The sequence below is a fragment of the Halomonas nitroreducens genome (genome assembly GCF_003966155.1).
GTDB classification, from domain to species: Bacteria; Pseudomonadota; Gammaproteobacteria; order Pseudomonadales; family Halomonadaceae; genus Halomonas; species Halomonas nitroreducens.
Map to the genome: position 1 here is coordinate 16,384 of NZ_RXNS01000018.1, position 19,771 is coordinate 36,154.

At 68.0% G+C, this 19,771-nt stretch carries 26 protein-coding genes; 13 read left to right on the forward strand and 13 right to left on the reverse strand.

The annotated features are described in order from the left end of the window. Positions 1 to 248: 248 nt before the first annotated feature. Together EKG36_RS16645 and EKG36_RS16650 are read right to left on the reverse strand one after the other, a co-directional pair. Positions 249 to 710: a COG4315 family predicted lipoprotein gene (locus EKG36_RS16645; protein ID WP_126486143.1), complete on the reverse strand. Its 462-nt coding sequence runs from the start codon at positions 708 to 710 to the stop codon at positions 249 to 251. 111 nt (positions 711 to 821) lie between these two features. Continuing rightward, positions 822 to 1,409 carry a YqaA family protein gene (locus EKG36_RS16650; RefSeq protein WP_126486145.1) on the reverse strand — a complete coding sequence of 196 codons (588 nt, stop codon included), beginning with the start codon at positions 1,407 to 1,409 and terminating at the stop codon, positions 822 to 824. Between the two features lie 108 nt (positions 1,410 to 1,517). Here EKG36_RS16650 and EKG36_RS20985 point away from each other — a divergent pair, with 108 nt between their 5' ends. Together EKG36_RS20985 and EKG36_RS20990 are read left to right on the forward strand one after the other, a co-directional pair. Continuing rightward, positions 1,518 to 2,129: a TerC family protein gene (locus tag EKG36_RS20985; RefSeq protein ID WP_281274435.1), complete on the forward strand. Its 612-nt coding sequence runs from the start codon at positions 1,518 to 1,520 to the stop codon at positions 2,127 to 2,129. A gap of 2 nt (positions 2,130 to 2,131) precedes the next feature. Continuing rightward, positions 2,132 to 2,461 carry a TerC family protein gene (locus EKG36_RS20990; protein WP_281274436.1) on the forward strand — a complete coding sequence of 110 codons (330 nt, stop codon included), beginning with the start codon at positions 2,132 to 2,134 and terminating at the stop codon, positions 2,459 to 2,461. A gap of 141 nt (positions 2,462 to 2,602) precedes the next feature. Here EKG36_RS20990 and EKG36_RS16660 read toward each other — a convergent pair whose 3' ends face one another. Together EKG36_RS16660 and EKG36_RS16665 are read right to left on the reverse strand one after the other, a co-directional pair. Then, a complete protein-coding gene (locus EKG36_RS16660; protein WP_126486147.1) occupies positions 2,603 to 2,971 on the reverse strand; it encodes a nuclear transport factor 2 family protein in 369 nt (122 codons plus the stop codon). 207 nt (positions 2,972 to 3,178) lie between these two features. Then, positions 3,179 to 3,709 carry a GNAT family N-acetyltransferase gene (locus EKG36_RS16665; protein ID WP_126486149.1) on the reverse strand — a complete coding sequence of 177 codons (531 nt, stop codon included), beginning with the start codon at positions 3,707 to 3,709 and terminating at the stop codon, positions 3,179 to 3,181. A 165-nt stretch (positions 3,710 to 3,874) separates the two neighbouring features. On the opposite strand from EKG36_RS16665, the gene EKG36_RS16670 reads away from it, so the two are divergent. Further along, positions 3,875 to 4,645, forward strand: a complete 771-nt coding sequence (locus EKG36_RS16670; protein ID WP_126486151.1) for a DUF1499 domain-containing protein — start codon at positions 3,875 to 3,877, stop codon at positions 4,643 to 4,645. A 52-nt stretch (positions 4,646 to 4,697) separates the two neighbouring features. Here the strand turns inward: EKG36_RS16670 and blaOXA are convergent, their stop codons facing one another. Then, entirely contained in the window at positions 4,698 to 5,504 is an 807-nt protein-coding gene (gene blaOXA, locus EKG36_RS16675; RefSeq protein ID WP_126486154.1) for a class D beta-lactamase, read from the reverse strand. A gap of 134 nt (positions 5,505 to 5,638) precedes the next feature. Here blaOXA and EKG36_RS16680 point away from each other — a divergent pair, with 134 nt between their 5' ends. Together EKG36_RS16680 and bfr are read left to right on the forward strand one after the other, a co-directional pair. Continuing rightward, positions 5,639 to 6,517 (forward strand): LysR family transcriptional regulator, encoded by an 879-nt coding sequence (locus tag EKG36_RS16680; protein WP_126486156.1) that lies wholly within the window; start codon positions 5,639 to 5,641, stop codon positions 6,515 to 6,517. A 144-nt stretch (positions 6,518 to 6,661) separates the two neighbouring features. Continuing rightward, positions 6,662 to 7,129: a bacterioferritin gene (gene bfr / locus EKG36_RS16685; RefSeq protein WP_126486158.1), complete on the forward strand. Its 468-nt coding sequence runs from the start codon at positions 6,662 to 6,664 to the stop codon at positions 7,127 to 7,129. A 123-nt stretch (positions 7,130 to 7,252) separates the two neighbouring features. On the opposite strand, the gene EKG36_RS16690 is transcribed toward bfr, so the two are convergent. Beyond that, positions 7,253 to 7,708, reverse strand: coding sequence for a hypothetical protein (locus tag EKG36_RS16690; protein ID WP_126486159.1), 456 nt, complete (start codon positions 7,706 to 7,708; stop codon positions 7,253 to 7,255). Between the two features lie 297 nt (positions 7,709 to 8,005). Next, the gene (locus EKG36_RS16695) at positions 8,006 to 8,380 is read right to left on the reverse strand and encodes a hypothetical protein (protein WP_126486162.1); all 375 of its coding nucleotides are present in this window, start codon (positions 8,378 to 8,380) and stop codon (positions 8,006 to 8,008) included. Between the two features lie 270 nt (positions 8,381 to 8,650). On the opposite strand from EKG36_RS16695, the gene EKG36_RS16700 reads away from it, so the two are divergent. Next, positions 8,651 to 9,454, forward strand: coding sequence for an EAL domain-containing protein (locus EKG36_RS16700; RefSeq protein ID WP_126486164.1), 804 nt, complete (start codon positions 8,651 to 8,653; stop codon positions 9,452 to 9,454). Then, a complete protein-coding gene (locus EKG36_RS16705; protein ID WP_126486166.1) occupies positions 9,445 to 10,326 on the forward strand; it encodes a GGDEF domain-containing protein in 882 nt (293 codons plus the stop codon). Before EKG36_RS16700 ends, EKG36_RS16705 begins: the two co-directional genes overlap by 10 nt. 34 nt (positions 10,327 to 10,360) lie before the next feature. Here the strand turns inward: EKG36_RS16705 and EKG36_RS16710 are convergent, their stop codons facing one another. Further along, complete coding sequence (locus tag EKG36_RS16710; protein WP_126486168.1) at positions 10,361 to 10,993, reverse strand: SDR family oxidoreductase; 633 nt, start codon at positions 10,991 to 10,993, stop codon at positions 10,361 to 10,363. Positions 10,994 to 11,169: 176 nt separating this feature from the next. Between EKG36_RS16710 and EKG36_RS16715 the strand changes: the two genes are divergently transcribed. From EKG36_RS16715 to EKG36_RS16730, 4 genes are all read left to right on the forward strand, one after another. After that, the gene (locus tag EKG36_RS16715) at positions 11,170 to 11,385 is read left to right on the forward strand and encodes a DUF3820 family protein (RefSeq protein WP_126486170.1); all 216 of its coding nucleotides are present in this window, start codon (positions 11,170 to 11,172) and stop codon (positions 11,383 to 11,385) included. A gap of 20 nt (positions 11,386 to 11,405) precedes the next feature. Beyond that, positions 11,406 to 11,819, forward strand: coding sequence for an alternative ribosome rescue aminoacyl-tRNA hydrolase ArfB (gene arfB / locus EKG36_RS16720; RefSeq protein WP_126486172.1), 414 nt, complete (start codon positions 11,406 to 11,408; stop codon positions 11,817 to 11,819). Between the two features lie 84 nt (positions 11,820 to 11,903). Next, complete coding sequence (locus EKG36_RS16725; protein ID WP_126486174.1) at positions 11,904 to 12,458, forward strand: NADPH-dependent FMN reductase; 555 nt, start codon at positions 11,904 to 11,906, stop codon at positions 12,456 to 12,458. Positions 12,459 to 12,519: 61 nt separating this feature from the next. Further along, the gene (locus EKG36_RS16730) at positions 12,520 to 14,049 is read left to right on the forward strand and encodes an FAD-dependent oxidoreductase (protein ID WP_126486176.1); all 1,530 of its coding nucleotides are present in this window, start codon (positions 12,520 to 12,522) and stop codon (positions 14,047 to 14,049) included. 65 nt (positions 14,050 to 14,114) lie between these two features. Here EKG36_RS16730 and EKG36_RS16735 read toward each other — a convergent pair whose 3' ends face one another. Next, entirely contained in the window at positions 14,115 to 14,750 is a 636-nt protein-coding gene (locus tag EKG36_RS16735) for an NAD(P)H-dependent oxidoreductase (RefSeq protein WP_126486178.1), read from the reverse strand. A 38-nt stretch (positions 14,751 to 14,788) separates the two neighbouring features. Continuing rightward, entirely contained in the window at positions 14,789 to 15,745 is a 957-nt protein-coding gene (locus EKG36_RS16740; protein ID WP_126486180.1) for a DMT family transporter, read from the reverse strand. Positions 15,746 to 15,823: 78 nt separating this feature from the next. Here EKG36_RS16740 and EKG36_RS16745 point away from each other — a divergent pair, with 78 nt between their 5' ends. Then, positions 15,824 to 16,324 (forward strand): MarR family winged helix-turn-helix transcriptional regulator, encoded by a 501-nt coding sequence (locus EKG36_RS16745; protein WP_126486182.1) that lies wholly within the window; start codon positions 15,824 to 15,826, stop codon positions 16,322 to 16,324. Here the strand turns inward: EKG36_RS16745 and EKG36_RS16750 are convergent. After that, positions 16,321 to 16,905, reverse strand: a complete 585-nt coding sequence (locus EKG36_RS16750; RefSeq protein ID WP_126486184.1) for a GNAT family N-acetyltransferase — start codon at positions 16,903 to 16,905, stop codon at positions 16,321 to 16,323. The two genes, EKG36_RS16745 and EKG36_RS16750, sit on opposite strands and share 4 nt — an antisense overlap. Before the next feature lie 204 nt (positions 16,906 to 17,109). Between EKG36_RS16750 and EKG36_RS16755 the strand changes: the two genes are divergently transcribed. Next, a complete protein-coding gene (locus EKG36_RS16755; protein ID WP_126486186.1) occupies positions 17,110 to 18,216 on the forward strand; it encodes a Glu/Leu/Phe/Val family dehydrogenase in 1,107 nt (368 codons plus the stop codon). 199 nt (positions 18,217 to 18,415) lie between these two features. Here EKG36_RS16755 and EKG36_RS16760 read toward each other — a convergent pair whose 3' ends face one another. Together EKG36_RS16760 and EKG36_RS16765 are read right to left on the reverse strand one after the other, a co-directional pair. Further along, entirely contained in the window at positions 18,416 to 18,868 is a 453-nt protein-coding gene (locus EKG36_RS16760; protein WP_246007544.1) for a hypothetical protein, read from the reverse strand. Positions 18,869 to 18,967: 99 nt separating this feature from the next. Next, positions 18,968 to 19,585, reverse strand: a complete 618-nt coding sequence (locus EKG36_RS16765; protein WP_126486187.1) for a DUF6647 family protein — start codon at positions 19,583 to 19,585, stop codon at positions 18,968 to 18,970. Between the last annotated feature and the right edge of the window lie 186 nt (positions 19,586 to 19,771).

Here is a 19,771-nt window from a genome sequence, read left to right on the forward strand (position 1 = left end):
AAGTGTCTAGTGCCATGAAGAAGTGTCGACGGGGCGTGAGCGGGGACTGCTATCAGGCAAGGGCGCGAGCCACGTCGCGCCCCAGGGAGGCAATGCAGCTGACGACACGCGAAGGCCTTGCCGCCGCTCGAAGTCGAGGGCGTCCGGCATTCCCGTCACCCCCGGATGGATGTGGCAGCCCCCGCCTCATGACGATACCTGCCTCGGCTAGCCGGTAGTCGGGACGATATCCTGATGGCATGGCCCTTCTACTCGGCCTCGTTCTTGCTCCCGTCCGGCGAGAGCAGGTACCACTCGCCATCAAAGCCGTGAACGTCCTGTCCATTGACGTCGCCGGCAGCCTGATCCTTGACGAAGCGATAGAGTGGCCAGCCCCCATAGGTGAGCTGAGTGGCGCCATCGTCACGCTCGATGGACCCCACCAGGGCCTGGTCGAGCCCCTCACCAGCTTGCGGCTCACCCTCGACGGTATGCGGTGGCCAGGCACTGGTACAGTCATCGTGGCAATTGCTTTTCGCCTGGTTGTCGCCTTTCCCCCGTTGATCCCTGGTGAACAGGTACAGCGTCCGGCCCTGGCCATCAGTGAGGTAGCTGCCATACTGATCGCTCTGTGCGACGCTGAGCGCCGTGTCGCCGTCGGCCTCTGCCCAGGCGGGCGCGGAGATAGCGGTGGCGATAGCAGTGAAGAGGACTAGCTTCCATACGTGCATGATCGTTCTCCTCGGTGGTTAAACGTCACTGGCCGTTTGTCAGGCTAGCAGAGATCGCTCGGCACGACGGTCCTTCAGAAGGGCCTGCCGGAATCGCGTATCTGAGGACACTCAAGGCACACCCTGAAACCAGATCCATACCCCGAACAGCACCACACCGACCAGACCGATGGGGGTGGAGTAGCGCCTCCATAGACGCCAGGCGGCATCCCCCAGCAGGGCCACCAGGATGGCCAGACAAAAATAGCGCGCGCCCCGGGCCAGCATGGCCGCCGACATGAACAGTACAAACGAATAGCCGCTCGCACCGGCGACCAACATGGCAGTCTGGAAGGGGATCGGCACGAGGCCAATCGCCAGTAGCGCCATGAAGCCATCCTGCTGCAGACGGACCTGAAAATCCTCATAGGCCGCCTGGCCGCCGAACAGGCCGATCACCGCGTTCCCCCAGTGTTCCATGGCGAGGACACCGAGATGGTAGCCGAGGGCGGCCGCCGCGAGATTGCCCGCCAGGGCCACGCTGGCTATGGTCCATTTACGATAAGGGTGGCACATCATCCAGGGTATCAAGATGGCCTCGATGGGGATGGGCACGATCAGGGTTTCCATCATCGAAGCGACGAACAGCAGCCACAGCGCGTGTGGCGACTTGTCCAGGCGATCAAGCCAGGCACCGGCAGAAGAGAGCTTCAGAGACATGACGTAGAGGGCACGGCCGGGAAAGCGTTTGTCTCGGCATCGTGGCCAAAGCGCGAATGACCTGCACCGGCGCCGGATGGGCCCGTGTATTCAGGGAGGAGGATAGCGATGAACATGAGCGAAGCCTGGTGGCTCTGGGGAATTTTTGCCGTCATCGTGGTGGTCATGCTGGCAGTGGACTTGTTGGTACGTGGCGACACCCACAGGGTGTCGATGAGGGAGGCTGGCCTGTGGTCGCTGCTGTGGGTACTGGTGTCCTTGCTGTTCGGCGCCGGACTATGGGCCTACCTGTACACGACTCAAGACCTCTCGATAGCCAACAACAAGGCAACCGAGTTTCTGACCGGTTATCTGATCGAGAAATCCCTGTCGGTGGATAACGTTTTCGTCTGGCTGACGCTATTCAGCTTCTTCGGGATTTCACCGGAGCTCCAACGTCGGGTGCTGATCTATGGTGTACTGGGTGCCGTGGTGCTGCGCGTGATCATCATCCTGATCGGTGTCAGGAACTTCGAATGGATCCTCTACGTCTTCGGCGTCTTCCTGGTGTTCACCGGTGGCAAGATGGCCTGGAGCGCGAACAAGCAGTCCAACGTGGAGGACAATCGCTTGCTGCGCTGGCTGCGTGGCCACTTGCGTATCACCGAGTCGTTGCATGGCAATCGCTTCACCCTACGCGACCAGGGAAAACTCTGGGCCACCCCCTGCTGGTGGTGCTGATCATGGTTGAAGTGTCCGATATCATCTTCGCCGTGGACAGCATTCCGGCAATATTCGCTATCACCCGCGACACCTTCATCGTGCTGACGTCCAACATCTTCGCCATCCTCGGGCTACGCGCCATGTACTTCTTGTTCGCCGGCCTGGCCGAGCGCTTCTCTCTGCTCGATTACGGGCTGGCGCTGGTGCTGGCATTCATCGGTATCAAGCTGCTGATCGAACCCTGGGTCCATATTCCCATCGGCTGGTCACTGGCGGTGGTCGCGGTGGTGATCGCCGCCACCATGGCGATCAGTTGGTACTGGACCGACCGACATGCTCCCGTTTCCTAGGCCAGCGAGAGCGGAGGCCTGGCTGCCCCTGCGACCCGGGACCAGATGTGAGATCGGCTGCTCGGTAGGCGGGCGGACCGAGCGCTGGGCGAGCAACGACTCGATGGAGGGGGTCCTGCGACCTGGCGATCGTTATGCCGCTCACCCGCCAGGCTTCGCATAATACGTGATCACCTCGGAGCGCACGCCGTTGGCGTCGACCTTGATCAGGCCACTGCCCTTGAGCGTCGTGCCCGGGACGGCCCACCAGCATGACGCCGTGAGGACCCCCGCCTCTTCCTGGGTGAGGACCTCGGACAGTTCCATGAACGGTTCCGGGATCCGGCCATGGCATTGGGCCGCGATGGCCTCCTTCAATGTCACCAGGTACTCCGAGAACGCCTCCCGGGTCACGTGGCCGGCATTGGGATCATCGAAGGTGTAGCCCTCCGCCGTTGCCTGCAGGATCATGTCGGCGTCGCCCCGGGACCAGCCTTGGGCATAAGCGCTCAGGTATTCCGCTGGGTTCATCGTCTTCCTCCTTTCGTCATCCTGGGGCAGAACTCACGGGAGGTATCGAAGCACAATGCCAGCATCTGCCGGTGGATCGACCGGCTCGCTAACGACCCGCCCCCTTGATCAGTGTTGGCAGCATGCTGCCGCTCCATACGCTGATCTTTTTAAACGGCGGTCATGACCCACGATGAGGAGGAGGGGCTCACAACTCTCGGCCCCCGCTCAACGCAACGGCTTGCGGTAGCGCAGCTCATGCAGTGCCTTGCCGCCGATTCGAATGGTTTCCCGGCGGCCGTCCGGCGAGTAGCCGACCCGGGCATAGAAGCGCCGCGCCCGCTGGTTCGCCTCGAGCACCCAGAGGCTGGCCAGCCGGTGGCCATCCCCTGCCAGCCGCCGCTCGGCGGCGGCCAGCAACGCCCGGCCTACGCCCCGCCCCCACTGCTCGGCCCGCAGGTAAAGGGCGTAGACCTCGCCGGCCTCGGCGGCGTCCTTGTCGCGGCTGGGCCCCATGGCGACCCAGCCCACCACGCGCCCGCCCGGCGCCGTGGCCACCAGGGTGCCGCCCGGCGTGGCCGCCAGCGAGGCGAGCCAGCGCCGGGTGAAGCGCGCCACCGAGAGGCGCCGCAGGAAGCCATCGGGCACGATGCCAGCATAGGCATCGTGCCAGGCGCCCACATGGATGCGGGCGATATCGCGGGCGTCCCGCGGGCCGGCGTCACGGATCACGGCGGCGGGTCCACGGACGAAGGGCATCGGCAGGCGTCTCCCCAGGGGCGGGCAGCGTAACGGGGCCGGCATGGCGGCTTAGCCAGCCTAGCATCCCGGGGCCATGGCTCGCTCGCCCGGAAACGGTCGGCAGGATGGCGGTCCAGCACGTATGCTGAGGGCCTGTGGGGAGCAACGGGGGAAGGAACCAGCATGTCATCCTTGACGTTCAAGCCGCGCCAGCGCGGCGGCAAGTGGCCCACGCGCCTCGCCTGGCTGGCGGTGATCCTGCTGATCGTGGCGGCCCTGCTGATGGGTGGCGCCGGGCCGGCCTACCGGCTGGACCTGGTGTCGCTGTCCACTTCCTTTTCGTGGCTGCGCCAGGGAGCGCACCTGGTGATCGGCGCCGGGGCCGTGGCCCTGGTGGCGCTGGTCGTCGCCATGCTCTGCCGGCGTTGGCGGGTGGCACTGGTGGGCACTCTGGTGATCATCGCCGGGGCGAGCATGGTGGCCCTGCCCGCCCAGCTGATGCAGCTCGCCCGCAGCGTGCCGCCGATCCACGACATCACCACCGATCTCGAGAACCCGCCTGCCTTCGAGGCCCTGGTGACCGCCCGGGAGGCCGCACCCAACGCCGTTGCCTATCCCGGCGAGGCCACCGCTCGCCAGCAGCGGGCCGGCTATCCGCGGCTTGGGCCGCTCACCCTGGACGCCACGCTCGGCGAGGTCCGGGCTGCCGCCGAGGCCACGGCCCGGGAGCAGGGCTGGGAGATCGCCGCCGTCGAGCCGACGCGTATCGAGGCCACCGCGACCACTCGCTGGTTCGGCTTCCGGGACGACGTGGTGATCCGCCTGACCGAGACGGACGACGGCGTGCGGGTCGACATGCGCTCCGCCTCCCGGGTCGGCAAGAGCGACCTCGGCACCAATGCGGCGCGCATCCAGGCCTACCTGGAGGCACTGGAACGCCGGGCCGGCCACTGAACCCTCAGGCGAGAGACGGCCTTGTAACCGCCTCTCGCGGTGATCGCGGCGCTCACTCCGCCGCGGGCAGCGCCTCCAGCCGACGCAGCACCGCGCGGGTGATGGCCTCGCGCTTGGGCAGGTCGGCCAGGCGCTCGGGGGTATCGAGGTTCAGGGCGAAGAACACCGGACCGCTCGGCCGCTCCACCCAACCCACCCACCAGCCGACCCGGCCATCCCAGCCGCTCTTGGCACGCAGGATCCAGTCGCGGCCGGCTTCATTGATCATGATGTCCTTGACCAGCCGCTGGTCGGACTCGGCGAAGGGCAGCGCCATCGCGTAGAGCCGTTCGAGGAAGTCGACCTGCTCGAGGGCCGTGACGCGCAGACTGCCGTCGAGCCAGAAGCGCTCGACGTCATCGCCGACCGTGGCGTTGCCATAGCCGATCTCGCTCAGGTAGGCCCGCTCGCGCTCGCGGCCGATCTGGTCGGCCAGGCGCTGGAAGACCCAGACGGTGGAGTAGCGAAGTGCCGAGCGCAGGGTCTGGTCCTGGTTCCAGGCCGGCACGTCACGCTCCACTCCGTCCCAGGGAAACACCTCGAACTCGTCCTCCACCACGCCGGCATCCAGCGCGAACAGCGCATGAGGCACCTTGAAGGTGGAGGCCGGCGAGAGCCGCTCGCCGGCGCGCTCGGGGTTCACCACCCAGAGCCCCTCGCGGCCCTCTCGCTGGTCGACGATCACCAGGGTGCCGTTCTCGACCCCGTGCTCGGCGAAGAGCTCGGCCCAGTCGGGGCGTGGCTGCCAGTCGCCGGCCAGCGCCGGTATCGGCAGGAGGGTCAATAGAGTCAGGCCTAGCAAGGTGGGTAAACGTCTCATGGTCCCTTTCTCTCTCGTCGGATGTTGCCACCATGCGCTGCCTGATGGGGGTGGGTTGCCAAGAGTAGCCGCCCGATCAACGAGCGAACAAACCATGTTATCTTGCATGGCCCATTAGCTGAGCTTGGCCTCAAATGACGCGCCCCTACCTGCCGCTCAATGCCCTGCGCGCTTTCGAAGCGGCGGCCCGGCATGCCAGCTTCACCCGTGCCGCCGAGGAGCTGCATGTCACCCAGGCGGCGGTCAGCCATCAGGTCAAGCAGCTGGAGCTGCACCTGAATCGTCGCCTGTTCCGCCGCTTGCCTCGGGGCCTCGCGATCACCCCGGAAGGCGAGGCTCTGCTGCCGGTCATGGGCGACGCCTTCGACCGTATGGGCGAGATGCTGCAACGCCTGCAGGACGGCGAGGTCCGCGAGATCCTCACGGTCGGGGCGGTCGGTACCTTCGCGGTGGGCTGGCTGCTGCCGCGACTGGATGACTTCCATGCCCGCCACCCGCTGATCGAGGTGCGTCTCTCCACCCACAACAACAAGGTCGACCTGGCCACCGAGGGCCTGGATTGTGCGATTCGTTTCGGCGATGGTACCTGGCACGGCAATGAGGCGATGCCGCTGTGCGAGGCCCCGCTGTCGCCGATCTGCACGCCTGCGCTGGCCGCGGGCCTGGCGCACCCGACGGACCTTCTTTCCCACACCCTGCTTCGCTCGTATCGCGAGCAGGAATGGCCCCAGTGGTTCGCGACGGCGCGGGTGGCTCCCCCACCGCCGTTGCGGACGATGCTGTTCGACTCCTCACTGGCGATGATGGAAGCGGCGCGGCAGGGCGCCGGCGTCGCGCTGTTGCCACCGTGCATGTTTACTCATGCCCTGGCCATGGGGGAGGTGGTGCAGCCCTTCCCCACCAGCATCTCTCTGGGCAGCTACTGGCTGACGTGGCTGAAGTCCCGTGAGCCGACCCCGTGCCTGGGCGCCTTCCGGGACTGGCTGGTCGAAGCCGCAGGCAGGCTGGGCTAGCCCGGGTCGCCACCGGGCCGTGAAACGAATTGCGAATCGCACGCAAAGGCAGTCTCAAACATATGAATTTAAAGGATAATTTGACCATCAACGCGGTTCTGCCTAGGATGCCGTGCTAACCCCCTGCGACAGGAAAGGATCCCCATGAAAGGCACTCCCGAGATCATCGATGCCCTGAACGGACTGCTCGCCGCCGAGCTCGCCGCCATGGACCAGTACTTCATCCATGCCGAGATGTACGCCGACATGGGCCTCCACAAGCTCCACGAGCGCATCGCCCACGAGTTCGACGACGAGAAGGGCCATGCCAAACAGCTCATCGAGCGGATCCTGTTCCTGGAGGGCAAGCCCGATATCCACACCCGTACCCCGGTGCGCATCGGCCAGGACGTGGAGGAGATGCTCGCCAACGACCTGCAGCTGGAATATGAGGTGGGTGACGCCCTGAAGGCCGCCATCGCCCTATGCGAGCGGGAACGCGACTTCCAGACCCGTACCGTGCTGATGCCACTGCTCACCGACACCGAGCAGGACCACGCCTACTGGCTGGAGCAGCAGCTCCGGCTGATCAAGCTGGTGGGCCGCGAGAATTACCTGGCCGAGCAGATGTAAGCCAACGGCCACCCGCCGGTGGCCGACGCCAGGCCTGCCGAATGGCGCGCCAATGCGCATCTCGCCGCTTCCTGGCTTGCCGGGAAGCGGCGAGATGCCGTCACGCCAGGCTAGCGGCGATGCTCACTGTGCAAAGGTGGCGCACACCGGTGCCTGATCCTCAGGCCGGTGCTCGACCTGCAGCGTGACGGCCTCGGTGATGTCATGCAGCGCCTCGCGCCACTGGTGATCGATATTGACCGGATCACAGCCCCCCTCGCTACCGCCCCCGAAGTTCGAGTCGATCCAGTAATGGATGTCATAGAGATGGCCCTCCTGGAGCACCCCGGGGAAGGAGAAGGAGAAGGCCTCGGGGGCTTGCCTTGCCACCTGGCCGGACTGGCTCGCGACCACTTCCCCTTCCATCACGTCGAACACCGCGACCCGGATCGTCTGACCTCCGTGGGGCGCGTTGAAGCTGCCGGTCCCGGTGAAGGTAAGATCATGGTCACCTTCCGCCAGCGCAGGGGGCGCGGCGCCCAGCATCGCCAGGGCGGCCAGCATGGCGCTTATCGACAAACAGCTCTTGAACATCGGCATGGCGTCTCTCCTTCCCAAGCATCGGGCGCAAGTCGGGGACGGCCCACACCTACCTTCAGGACTCGAGGTCGCCTGGCTCGCGAAATGGCGGCGCCTGCGAATGCGCCAGCGCCTCGTGCGGCGAGGATGCGACGTCGTCTCGCGGCAGGGCCATCTCGCCTGCATCGCATGTCTCCCCAGGCGAGCCGTGCCATCCCCTCCATTGGTGTTGTCCGGTATCTCGTCTGTTGCCTCAGCCAGCTTAGCAGACCCGAAACCCTGCGAAGCCGCTGGCGCGTCGCGGGCAGCCGGGGCGAGCTACCTGTCGGCAGCGCCTGCCGGGGGGCGACTCTCGAGTGCCCGGCGATACTCCTCCCGCCAGGCCTCGACATGGGTGGCCGGGTCGGGCGAGAAACGGCCCAGTTCCACGGCCAGCGCGAAGAAGCCCTCTCGGGGCAGGCCCTCGCCCCGTCGGCTGACCACCAGGGCAGCGATCAAGGGGCGTCCCGCATCGGCATCCTCTTTCATCAGGCTCTCCAGCGCCCGGGCCACTCGCCGAATGGTCTGCGGCGGGGTAAGGCCCAGCGCCTCGGCAAGGCGCTGGTAGGTCATCGGTAGGGTGGCCTCGGGGGCGCGCTCGAGGAGCGCTCGGGCCTGCGCCGGTAGCTCGGCGTCTTGCGGGGTCTTGGACATGCTGCGTCTCTGAATGCGTTCGAATCGTCGTGGCAGGGAGTGCATCCTGTCCCCGTGTCGCGGAAAAGGCCAGCCCGCCCGCCGTGGTATTGCCCCGAGGCTTGTCCTCTCCCCCGGCTCCTGAGGGGACGCACGAAAAAAGCGCCAAAAACTTGTACAAAAGCACTACATAAATAATGATATGTACAAACAAAAGCTGATACAGGCCGTCATTCTGCCCGGCACCATGCCTGAGCCGGGACAAGGGACGGCCAACGACGGGGAGCCCATATGGGACACTGTGCACGGGTCGCGGGCCACTGCAAGCGCTGCGAGGGGGAGCTGCCCTTCGCCATCCGGATGGCCTTCCAGCCCATCGTCGATGTGGCACGTCGGCGCATCCATGCCTACGAGGCCCTGGTGCGCGGCCCCGCAGGCGAGCCGGCCGGCCAGGTATTGGCCCAGGTCACCGACAAGCTGTTCTACCGTTTCGACCAGGCGTGCCGGGTCAAGGCCATCGAGCAGGCCAGCCGCCTCGGCATGCCCGTCCCGCTTTCCATCAACTTCCTGCCCAATGCGGTCTACGAGCCCGAAGCCTGCCTCCAGGCCACCCTGGAGGTCTCGCAGCGCGTAGGCTGGCCCCTGGAGCGTCTGATCTTCGAGATCGTCGAGTCGGAGCGCGTGCAGAACCGCCGGCACCTGATGGACATCATCACCGCCTATCGGCGCATGGGGTTCCGAGTGGCGCTGGACGACTTCGGCACCGGCCACGCCAATCTGGATATCCTGGCCGACCTCTACCCGGACAAGCTCAAGCTGGACCGCCAGCTGGTGAACGGCTGCCATGCCGACGCCCGCCGTCAGGCGTTGATCCGGGCCCTGGTCGGCATGGCCCGCCCGCTCGGCGTGACTCTGATCGCCGAGGGCGTGGAGCAGGCCGAAGAGGCCCGCTGGCTGTTCCAGGCGGGCATTCCGCTCCAGCAGGGCTACTACTTCGCCCGGCCGGCCCTGGACGCCCTGGCCGACGATCCGAGCGAGCGTATCGACGCCCTGCTCGATCCCCCCCGCTCGCCGAGGGTTGCCGCATGTCGCTGACACTGAGCCATCCCGACAACATCCCGCGGCTGATCAGCGCCGCTCCCATTGGCATCTGCATCACCAACGCCGACGGCATCTACGAGATGGTCAACCCCGCCTACTGCGACTTCTTCGGCTATCGGGAGGACGAACTGCTCGGGCAGCACTTCACCCTGGTGGTCCCGGAGGCTCACCGCAGCATGCTCAGCCAGCTGCACGACTGCTTTATCCAGGGCGAGGATGCCCGGGAGATCCGCCAGGAGTGGGAAGTGGTGCGCAAGGACGGCGCGCAACGCAGCATCATCGCCGAGGCGGTGCGCCTCGTGGATGGCCATGGCGCGGTGAAGAAGGCCACCTATGTGACGGACATCACCGAGCGCAAGCGCCTGGAGCGACGGCTCGATTTCCTGGCCCGGCACGACGAGCTCACTGGACTGCTCAACCGCCGGGCCGGCCTGGCCCGGTTGGACGAGGAGATCGCGCGCGCTCGCCGGCAGGGCACGCCCCTGTGCGTGGCGATCTGCGACCTGGATCACTTCAAGCAGATCAATGACCGCCACGGCCACGCCATGGGTGACGAGGCGCTCCAGGGCGTCGCCGAGGTGATGCACGCCGAGTTGCGCCGTTACGACGTGCTGGCCCGGCTGGGCGGCGAGGAATTCCTGGTGATGCTGCCCGGCGCGGCCCGGCCGGCGGCCGAGCAGGCCATCGAACGGCTGCGCGCCCGGCTGGAGGACGCCAGGTTGGGAAAGCCGGACCTGGCGCTGACGGTCTCCGCGGGGATCGCGGGCCTCGCGGAAGGGGACAGCGGCGAGGCCCTGCTGGAGCGCGCCGACCGGGCGCTCTACCAGGCTAAGCGACAGGGTCGCAACCGAACCCGGGTGGCGTGAGCCCCATCGACCCGCCACCCGGGCCGATGACCTGTCACACCAGGGCGTCGCTGACCGAGCGGGTTCCGTCCAGCAGGTGAAACTCCCGGTCAATCAGCCCACGGGAGTGCACCAGGTGCAGCAGGGCATGCGCCACGTTGGCCCGCGACACGGTGTTCTCGCCGCCGGTCTCCTCCAGCGAGGTGGCCACCTTGCCCGTGGCGGGCTCGTCGGTCAGCCGGCCGGGCTTGAGGATCAGGTACGGCACGCCGGCACAGCGCAGGTAGGCGTCGGCAGCAAACTTGGCGGCCATGTAGGGGCGCAGTTTCTCGGGGGCCGCCTGGGGATCCTCGGCACGCAGCGCACTGACCATCACGAAGCGCGCGAGTCCCCGCTCGCGGGCCAGGTCGACGGCGCGGGTCGCGGCGTAGAGGTCGATCAGCAGCGTCTTGTCGGGCCCGGTATGCGGGCCGGAGCCGGCGGTGAAGACCACCTGGTCGCAGCCCGCGAAGGCATGGCGGAAGTCGCCCTCCAGGTCGGCCACCAGCGTGGGGATGCCGCGCTCCTCGAACCAGGCGCACTGTGCCTCGCGGCGAATCATCGCCTTGATCGGGACGCCGGCCTCGCGGGCCAGCAAGCAGAACTGTCGGCCTATCTGGCCGTTGGCGCCGATGACCAGTGTCGTCATGCTCTCTTCCTCCCTGTGAGTTGCCTGTCGTCGCGGGCCTGCTCGGAGACGGCGCATCGCGCGAACGGCCAGCCTAGCATGAAGGATAGGCCGACTGGCCTGGCCGACGGCGGCCCGGTGCCGTAAGCTGCCACGCCATGCTTACCGCCCCCCCCGCGCGCCGAGGAGCGAGTTCCGTGAACCCCGAAGACCTGGAACGCCTGGTCACCCTGCGCATGCCCTTCGGCAAGTACGAGGGCACCCTGATCGCCGACCTGCCCGGCCCCTACCTCAACTGGTTCGCCCGCGAGGGCTTTCCCGAGGGGCAGATCGGCCGGCTGCTGCAGCTGATGCACGAGATCGATCACAACGGGTTGAGCGAGCTGCTCGACCCGCTGCGCCGCGGCGAGTGACCCCGACCCCACGAGGCCCCATGCTACGCATTTCCAACACCGTCGAACTGCCGGACCACGAGATCGAGATCACCCAGATCCGCGCCCAGGGCGCGGGCGGACAGAACGTCAACAAGGTGTCCTCGGCGGTCCACCTGCGTTTCGACATCCCCGCCTCCAGCCTGCCGGACTTCTACAAGGAACGGCTGATGGCGCTCTCCGACCAGCGCATCAGCAAGGAGGGGGTGGTGATCATCAAGGCCCAGAGCCACCGCACCCTGGAGCTGAACAAGGAAGACGCCCTCGCCCGCCTGCGCGAGCTGATCCGCCGCGCCATCAAGCAGCAGAAGGCCCGCAAGCCGACCAAGCCGACCAAGGGCTCCCAGCGCCGCCGGGTCGACAAGAAGGTCAAGAAGGGCAAGACCAAGGCGCTGCGCGGCAAGGTGAAGCTCTAGACTGCGCCCGATCAACCCCGACAGGCCCCGAACCAGCTTCTATAGTGACTCATGCCGTTTCCTTCGCCGCAGGAGTGACAGCCCATGAGTCAGCCAACCCCCATCGCGGTCATCGTCGGCAGCCTCAGGAAGGCCTCGTTCAACCGCAAGGCGGCCAACGCCCTGATCGACCTGGCGCCGGCAAGCCTGGACCTGGCGATCGTGGAGATCGGCGACCTGCCGCTCTACAACCAGGATTTCGACGACGACTCCCCCGAGCCCTACCGGGTCTTCCGCAAGCGGATCCAGGCGGCCGAGGGGGTACTGTTCGTCACCCCGGAGCACAACCGATCGATGCCGGCGGCGATGAAGAACGCCCTGGACATCGGCACCCGACCGCCGGGGCACAACGTCTGGGCCGGCAAGCCCGGCGCCGTCATCAGCGCCTCGCCCTCGATGCAGGGCGGCTTCGGTGCCAGCCATCACCTGCGGCAGTCGCTGGTCAACCTGAACGTGCGCTGCATGCCGCAGCCCGAGACCTATCTCAGCCAGGCCCATCAGCTCTTCGAGGAGGATGGCCGGCCCACGGAGCGCTGCCAGGGTTTCCTGCAGAAGTTCATCGACGGATACGCGGAGTGGATCGCCACACAGGTGGACTGATCCACGCCCAACGCCCCGGCGCCTCCGGCTCGCCGGAGGCGCCCGACAGGAGAGCACCGCCATGAGTGCTGCCTCTACGCCGAGCGGCCCGGACCTGGCCGCCGGCATCGAACTGAGCGAGCTGGCCGAGGGCGAGATGATCACCGGCCATGTCGGCAATCAGGCCGTGCTGCTGGCCCGCAGCGGCGGCGACTTCCATGCCGTCGGCGCCCACTGCACCCACTATGGCGCGCCGCTCGGCGATGGCCTGATCGTCGACGACACCCTGCGCTGCCCCTGGCACCACGCCTGCTTCAGCCTGCGCAACGGCGAGGTCCTGGCCGCCCCGGCACTGGACGGCCTGGCCTGCTGGAAGACCGAGGTGACCGGCGACCGGGTGATCGTGCGGGAGCGTGCCGAGCCCGGTCCCGAGCGCCGCCCGGCCCGCTCGCCGTCCTCGGTGGTGATCGTGGGCGGCGGGGCGGCCGGCGAGGCCGCCGCGGAGATGCTGCGCCGCGAGGGCTACACGGGACCGGTGACGATCGTCAGCGATGATCCGGCGCCACCCTGCGACCGCCCCAACCTCTCCAAGGACTACCTGGCCGGCACGGCGAAGGCCGCCTGGATTCCCCTGCGCGGCGATGACTTCTATACGCAGCACGACATCAGCCTGCGGCTCGCCACCGAAGTGGCGGCGATCGAGCCCGAGGCCGCGCGGCTGCGCCTCGCCGACGGCGAGACCCTGGACTATGGGGTCCTGCTGCTGGCCACCGGCGCCGAGCCGGTGCGCCTGTTGGTGCCCGGTGCCGAGCTGCCGCACGTGCATACCCTGCGCAGCCAGGACGACAGCGAGACGCTGATCAGTGCCGTCGAGGCCGGTGCTCGCCGGGCCGTGGTGGTCGGCGCCAGCTTCATCGGCCTCGAGGTGGCGGCGTCGCTGCGCGAGCGCGGGCTCGAGGTGCATGTCGTCGCCCCCGAGGCGCGCCCGCTGGAGCGGGTCCTCGGCGAGACGCTGGGGGACTTCGTCCGCGAGCTCCACGAGTCGAAGGGGGTGGTCTTCCACCTGGTGGAGCGCGTGACGGGGATTACCGCCGACGCGGTCGAGCTCGAGGGCGGCGACCGCCTCGACGCCGACCTGGTGGTGGTGGGCATCGGCGTGCGCCCTCGCACCGCGCTGGCCGAGGCGGCGGGCCTGGCGGTGGACGATGGCGTGTGGGTCAGCGACACCCTGGAAACCAGCAAGCCGGACATCTATGCCGCCGGCGATATCGCCCGCTGGCCGGACCCGATCAGCGGCGAGCGCGTGCGCATCGAGCACTGGGCGGTGGCCCAGCGCCAGGGGCAGCGCGCCGCCCGCAATATCCTCGGCGCCGGCGATGCCCGGGCCGCCGTGCCCTTCTTCTGGAGCCAGCATTACGACATCGGCATCAACTACGTGGGGCATGCCACGCACTGGGAGCGCATCGAGACCGACGGCGATCCTGCGGCCCACGACTTCACCGCGCGCTTCATCGCCGAGGATCGCCTCCTGGCGGTGGCGACTATCTTCCGCGACCGGGAGAGCCTGGAGGCCGAGGCGGAGATGGAAGCCCGCCTCCGCGCAGGCCGCTGACCCGCGAGCGCCGAATGCCCCGGGCCGGGCGTCCGCACAGGGCGCCCGGCCCGCGCCACTCGTGCTCAGGCTACCCGAGCGATGACGCGTTCCCTCGGCCAGCGCACCTTCTTGAGGCCGGCGAGCCGGTCGGCGTCCTCGTCACGGTAGCCCAGCGCCACCACCACCGCGCTGCGTAGCCGGCGTGCCTCCAGGCCCAGCACCGCGTCCAGGGCCGCCGGATCGAAGCCCTCCATGGGCGTGGCATCGACCCGTTCCAGGGCCGCCGCGGCCAGCACCATGCCCATCGCCAGGTAGGCCTGCTTGGCCGCCCAGTGCCGACGAGCCTCGGCACTCGCGAAGCCGTTGACCACCCCCTTGAGGGTCTCGCGATACCCCGCGAGGCTCGCCTCCTCGAGGCCGCGCTCCCGGGCCATCAGGCGGATCAACGCATCGACCTCGGCCGCCCCGCTCGTCTCCCAGGTGGCGAACACCAGCAGGTGCGAGCATTCGCCGATCTGGGGCTGGTCGAAGGCGGCGGGCCGGCAGCGTTCGCGCAGCGCCGGGTCGTCGACCACCACTACCGAATAGGGCTGCAGGCCGTAGGAGGAGGGGGCGAGATGGGCCGCATCGAGGATGCGCTCCAGGGTAGCCTCGGGGATGCGCTGGCCGTTCATGCGCTTGGCGGCATAGCGCCAGTTCAGGGCGGTATCGAGGGACATGCAGTGACCTCCGGATGTGTCAGGGGAACGTGGTGGCGTCAGGGACGCGGGGAGGAAGACGCCGCCGGCGCGGGCGTCGCCCGACTGGCCGTGGCGCGCTGGAAGATCAGGGTGCCGGCGATTACCAGGCCGGCCGCCAGCGCCAGGTTGGGCGGGGCGGGCTCGCCCAGCACCAGCACGGCGACGGCGGTGCCGACGGTGGCCGCCACCGTGCCGATCTGGCTGAGGTACACCGGGCCGGCCAATCGCTGGAGGATGAAGAAGAACAGGTAGAGCACGGTGAACACTGCCACCTCGAACCCCAGCAATCCGAGGCCCACCGGCGAGGCGAACAGCTCGCCGATTCGTCCGGGCTCCATGGCCAGGCTGAACGGCAGCAGGGTCAGGGCGGCCCCGGCCAGCACCAGCGCGGTCAGGTACACCAGGGGCACCTCCGCCGGCCAGCGCAGGGTGCGATAGATGTTGCCCAACGCCAGGGCCACCGGCATCAGCAGGACCAGCAACGACCAGCCCAGCGGTCCACCGCCGGCGCCGGCCTTGGACAGCGCCAGCACGATGCCGCCGGAGAGCCCCAGCAGCACGCCACTCAGGCGATCCCCGCGCAGCGGTTCGAGGCGCAGCAGCACGGCCAGCAGCCAGGTCACCAGGAGGGGGAAGGCGAAGCTCAGCGAGATGAACCCCGCCCCCACGTGGCGTACCGCCAGGAACCCGAGCGCGTTGGGCAGGGCCAGCAGGCTGCCGGCGATGGCAGCGTACTCGAGCACGCGTCGGTCGAGGCGCCACGCACCGCGACGCGGCAGGGCGATCAGCAGCAGGCAACCACTGGCGATGGCCATGGCGACCATCAGGAAGGTCAGGCGAGGCAGGGCCGCCGCATCCGCGAACTTGGCCACGGTCAGCGACATGGCCAGCAGGGTCCCCACCAGCAGCAGGCAACCCAGGGCCTTGAGCCCGCTGCGATCGTAGCGCTTGTGTCCGAGGTGGGCGTTGGTCATCCTTGGGCTCCTATAGCTTGGCATCGTGTATCACGATGACAAGAATCTTAATATCAAGATAAATAGGAAGCAAGCCCCATGAACCGAGTGAGTGTTGCGATCGACCAGTGGCGCCGGGAACGGCCCGACCTGGACCTGCTGCCCATGGAGCTGGCGGGCCGACTGACCACCGTCGGCCGGCACCTCAGCCAGCAATACCTCGAGCCCTTCTTCAAGGCACGCGGCCTGCAACTTCGGGAGTTCGACGTGCTGGCGGCCCTGCGTCGGGCCGGCGCCCCCTACGCGCTGACCCCGACCCAGCTGTTCGAGGCGCTGATGGTCTCGTCAGGGGGCATGACCCACCAGCTGGACCGCCTGGAGAAGGCCGGGCTGATCGCCCGCCAGCCCAATCCTGCCGACCGGCGCAGCATGCTGGTGACCCTCACCGAGGCCGGCCTAGGCCTGGTGAACGAGACCCTGCCGCAGCATCTGGAGAACGAGACCCGGGCACTGGAGACACTGAGCCGCGAGGAGCAGCAGACCCTCAATGCCCTGCTGGCCAAGCTGCAGGATGGGCTGGAGGCCAAGGCGTCCGACTAGGCGGCATCGATGCGCTTGGTCATCAGCAGCCAGTCACCGCCATGCTTGCCGCCGGGATAGGGCTCGACCGGCAGCGCGGCCACCTCGCGAAAGCCCTGGTGCTCGTAGAAGGTCCTGGCCACGCTGTTCTCGGAGGCGACGATCAAGCTCATCTCGGTACAGCCGGCGGCGATGGCCGAGGCCTCGGCCTGGGCCATCAGCAGGCTGGCCACGCCCCGGCGACGCGCCGCCTTGTAGGTGGCGATGGCGTTGATGTACCAGCTGCCCGGTGCCTGGGCCTCGAGGCGCAGCAGCGGCTGGACGACGCGCGGGCAATCCTCGAGGTCATCGAGGTCGTAGGGGTCCGGTAACCGGTAGTCCAGGATCATCCCCAGCAGCTTCTTCTTCTGGAAGCACACCTTGGCGTGCCGGTAGCTGAAACCGCCCTCCTCCCGGGCGGCGCGCTGCTCGCCCACGTCCATCGGCGTCTCGCTGCCCGTGGCCATCTGCCCCCACAGGTACTCGGGCAGGCCCTCGCCCGCCAGGTTGATCAGATAGGCCAGGTCCCTGGCATGGGCCTTGGTGGCATCACGAATGTTCATCTCACCTCCCCGGCGACTGCCCGACGCCGGTGGCGCCGGCTGGCGACCCTGCCGATCCCCGTGCGGGCCAACTCTTCACACATAGGGTAGGGACCACGATGGCCCATGGGAATTCCACGGGAAGTCTCCCCCCACATGACGTCCGTCACGGCCCCCGCCCGGGGCTGCTAGCTTGTAGGCAGGCCCCCCTGACAGGACAGGCACATGAGCGACGCCTTCGACCTGACCGACGACCTGGGACCGGAGAAGGTCCTCTACCTGCATGACCCCGCCACCCAGCTGCGCGCCATCCTGGTGATCGACAACGTCGCGGCCGGCCCGGCGATCGGCGGGACCCGCATGGCCCCGGACGTGAGCCTCGAGGAGTGCGCCCGCCTGGCCCGGGCCATGACGCTGAAGAACGCTTCGGCCGGCCTGCCCCACGGCGGAGCCAAGGCGGTGATCTTCGCCGATTCCCACATGCCCACTGCCGACAAGGAGCGGTTGGTGCGCGCCTACGGCTACGCGATCCGCGAGGTGACGGACTACATTCCCGGCCCCGACATGGGCACCGACGAGATCGCCATGGCCTGGGTGCATGACATGACCGGCCGCGCGGTGGGCCTGCCCCGTGAGCTCGGCGGCATTCCCCTGGACGAGATCGGCGCCACGGGATTCGGCCTGGCCGCAGCCATCGAGGAGGCCCAGGCCCACGGCGCCTTCCGCCTCGCGGGGGCGCGCATCGCCATCCAGGGCTTCGGCGCCGTGGGCCGGCATGCGGCGCGCTACCTGGCCGAACGTGGCGCCGTGCTGGTGGCGGTCAGCGATTCCGGCGGCACCCTGGTCCACCCCGAGGGGCTCGACGTGCAGGCCCTGATCGACTGGAAGCAAGAGGGCCATGCGGTGGCCAGGTTCCGGGACGGCGAGGCCCGCGACCGGGACGCCATCATCGATGTCGAGTGCGAGGTGTGGATTCCCGCGGCGCGACCGGATGTACTGCATGAGGGCAACGTGGACCGGCTCAGGGCCAAAGTGGTGGCCGAGGGGGCCAATATCCCCGCGACCGAGGAGGCCGAGCGCCGACTCGCCGAGCGGGGCGTGCTGGTGCTGCCGGACTTCATCGTCAACGCCGGCGGGGTCATCTGCGCCGCGGTCGAACACGCCAACGGCAGCCAGGGGGAGGCCCTGGCGCGCATCGAGGAGAAGATCCGCCACAACCTGGACGAGGCGCTCGGCCGGGCCAAGGAAGCGGGCCAGCTGCCCCGTACGGCGGCGGAGCAGATGTCGCGGGAACGGGTCTGTACCGCCATGCGCTTCCGGCGCCCCTGGTGATTCCGGGTGGCAAGCGGTCAGCACAGGTTCGCGCCTGGCGCGCCAGTGACGCCCCGGCGGTGCGTTTCTTCCTGGCGCACAACCCCGACTAGGTGACGGGCGAGGGCCCGTTACCATCATCGGTCGACGGCGCCCGCGCCGACACGGCATGGGCCCGGTCATCACCGGGCCCGTGATGGTTGGTGCCAGTGTGGCGGGGCTACTGGAAGGTATCGCAGACGGCCGTCAGGGCGGAGGGATCGTGGCTCTCCACATGGGTGGTGGCCTCGCCGGCGGGCTCGATGGTCACGCTCCACTGGTGGTCGTTGTTCATGGGGTCGCAGTTGCCGGCACTGCCGCCCCCGAAGTTGGAATCGATCCAGTAGTGGACGGCATAGCTGCCGCCTTCCTGCAACACGCCGGGGAACTCGAAGGAGAACGCCGGATCGCCGTCGGCGGACACCTCACCGGTCTTCACGGCGATGGTGTCGCCATTGGCGGTGTCCACCAGCGCCGCCTGGATCGCCTGGCCGCCATGCGGCCCGTTGAAGCTGGCATCGCCCTGAAAGGTCAGGTCATGGCCCTCACTGGCCAGGGCCGCGCCAGCCACCAGGGGCAGCGCCAACAGCAGGCCCCGTCCGAGGCGGGCCGCGGAAAGCATCGTGGTCGTCATGGTGCACCTCCCGAAGGGTGGCAAAAGAACGTGAAGCCCCGAGGGCTGACTCCAGCATAGTGCCCCATGCCGCCCGGTGCCGAAGACGCCAGGCCGGCATCAGCACGAGGCGTCGGCCGGGCTGCCTGCCGGTGACTCGGAGAGCGCCTGGTGGTGGTTCGGGCAACGTTCGATGATCCGCAGGGTCTTGGTGTCGATACCCAGCACCTCGAAGGGGTCGGCATTGCCCTGCTCCCTCAGCCAGTCCAGCTGCAGGCGAATCGCCTCCCCTTCGAGCGCACCGCGGCAAGGGGCCACCTCGTCCGCGCGATTGCGGACCTGGAAATGGTGGACGATCTCGTGGAGAAGGAAGCTGTAATCGAGCGCCGAGAAGATATCGAAATCCTCGCGGAGGTAGATGGTCCCTTCCTGGGGGTCATAGGCGCTTTTGACCTCGGGAATCAGCTCGACCGGAAACGCCGGAAAACAGCGCTGCTTGAGCCGTGCCTCGCTCTCCATGGCGACCCCGGGCTGAGCGGGCTCACGGTAGGCCCGGTGCTCCGCGACCCACGCGGAGAGGGTGCTCACGGCATGGTCCAGCAGGATCGTCTCGACCGGCCCGAGCGGAAGCTCTCCGGTGCCCGGGACCCAGCCATTGCCGGCGGTCCCCTGGGCGAGACCGGGTTGCGCGAACAGCAACCATCCGAGCATGACGCCGAGAGAAGTCGAGCTTGTCATGTGAACGTCCCAGGAAACCGAGTGGAAAATGCCTGTTGCCGCTTTACTAGGCTAGTCCCTCGCGTGGGTGACGTCCCCTCGCCCCTGCCCCTACCCGCGATCCACGACCACTGGTGTCACTCCCACTCCCCCGCCCGTCTGCCGCTCAGGCACGCGCGCGCCCGGACGAGGACGGATGCAGGGCAG

Bases quoted from the DNA above. Each gene is read 5' to 3' on its own strand.
- EKG36_RS16745 (WP_126486182.1), top strand. From the start codon at position 15,824: ATGAACCGAGTGAGTGTTGCGATCGACCAGTGGCGCCGGGAACGGCCC.
- EKG36_RS16690 (WP_126486159.1), bottom strand. From the start codon at position 7,708: ATGCCGATGTTCAAGAGCTGTTTGTCGATAAGCGCCATGCTGGCCGCC.
- EKG36_RS16705 (WP_126486166.1), top strand. From the start codon at position 9,445: ATGTCGCTGACACTGAGCCATCCCGACAACATCCCGCGGCTGATCAGC.
- EKG36_RS16730 (WP_126486176.1), top strand. From the start codon at position 12,520: ATGAGTGCTGCCTCTACGCCGAGCGGCCCGGACCTGGCCGCCGGCATC.
- EKG36_RS16645 (WP_126486143.1), bottom strand. From the start codon at position 710: ATGCACGTATGGAAGCTAGTCCTCTTCACTGCTATCGCCACCGCTATC.
- EKG36_RS16650 (WP_126486145.1), bottom strand. From the start codon at position 1,409: ATGTCTCTGAAGCTCTCTTCTGCCGGTGCCTGGCTTGATCGCCTGGAC.
- EKG36_RS16765 (WP_126486187.1), bottom strand. From the start codon at position 19,585: ATGACAAGCTCGACTTCTCTCGGCGTCATGCTCGGATGGTTGCTGTTC.
- EKG36_RS16665 (WP_126486149.1), bottom strand. From the start codon at position 3,709: ATGCCCTTCGTCCGTGGACCCGCCGCCGTGATCCGTGACGCCGGCCCG.
- EKG36_RS16710 (WP_126486168.1), bottom strand. From the start codon at position 10,993: ATGACGACACTGGTCATCGGCGCCAACGGCCAGATAGGCCGACAGTTC.
- EKG36_RS16760 (WP_246007544.1), bottom strand. From the start codon at position 18,868: ATGACGACCACGATGCTTTCCGCGGCCCGCCTCGGACGGGGCCTGCTG.
- EKG36_RS16725 (WP_126486174.1), top strand. From the start codon at position 11,904: ATGAGTCAGCCAACCCCCATCGCGGTCATCGTCGGCAGCCTCAGGAAG.
- EKG36_RS20990 (WP_281274436.1), top strand. From the start codon at position 2,132: ATGGTTGAAGTGTCCGATATCATCTTCGCCGTGGACAGCATTCCGGCA.
- arfB (WP_126486172.1), top strand. From the start codon at position 11,406: ATGCTACGCATTTCCAACACCGTCGAACTGCCGGACCACGAGATCGAG.
- EKG36_RS16755 (WP_126486186.1), top strand. From the start codon at position 17,110: ATGAGCGACGCCTTCGACCTGACCGACGACCTGGGACCGGAGAAGGTC.
- EKG36_RS16670 (WP_126486151.1), top strand. From the start codon at position 3,875: ATGTCATCCTTGACGTTCAAGCCGCGCCAGCGCGGCGGCAAGTGGCCC.
- bfr (WP_126486158.1), top strand. From the start codon at position 6,662: ATGAAAGGCACTCCCGAGATCATCGATGCCCTGAACGGACTGCTCGCC.
- EKG36_RS16660 (WP_126486147.1), bottom strand. From the start codon at position 2,971: ATGAACCCAGCGGAATACCTGAGCGCTTATGCCCAAGGCTGGTCCCGG.
- EKG36_RS20985 (WP_281274435.1), top strand. From the start codon at position 1,518: ATGAACATGAGCGAAGCCTGGTGGCTCTGGGGAATTTTTGCCGTCATC.
- EKG36_RS16735 (WP_126486178.1), bottom strand. From the start codon at position 14,750: ATGTCCCTCGATACCGCCCTGAACTGGCGCTATGCCGCCAAGCGCATG.
- EKG36_RS16750 (WP_126486184.1), bottom strand. From the start codon at position 16,905: ATGAACATTCGTGATGCCACCAAGGCCCATGCCAGGGACCTGGCCTAT.
- EKG36_RS16740 (WP_126486180.1), bottom strand. From the start codon at position 15,745: ATGACCAACGCCCACCTCGGACACAAGCGCTACGATCGCAGCGGGCTC.
- blaOXA (WP_126486154.1), bottom strand. From the start codon at position 5,504: ATGAGACGTTTACCCACCTTGCTAGGCCTGACTCTATTGACCCTCCTG.
- EKG36_RS16700 (WP_126486164.1), top strand. From the start codon at position 8,651: ATGGGACACTGTGCACGGGTCGCGGGCCACTGCAAGCGCTGCGAGGGG.
- EKG36_RS16680 (WP_126486156.1), top strand. From the start codon at position 5,639: ATGACGCGCCCCTACCTGCCGCTCAATGCCCTGCGCGCTTTCGAAGCG.
- EKG36_RS16695 (WP_126486162.1), bottom strand. From the start codon at position 8,380: ATGTCCAAGACCCCGCAAGACGCCGAGCTACCGGCGCAGGCCCGAGCG.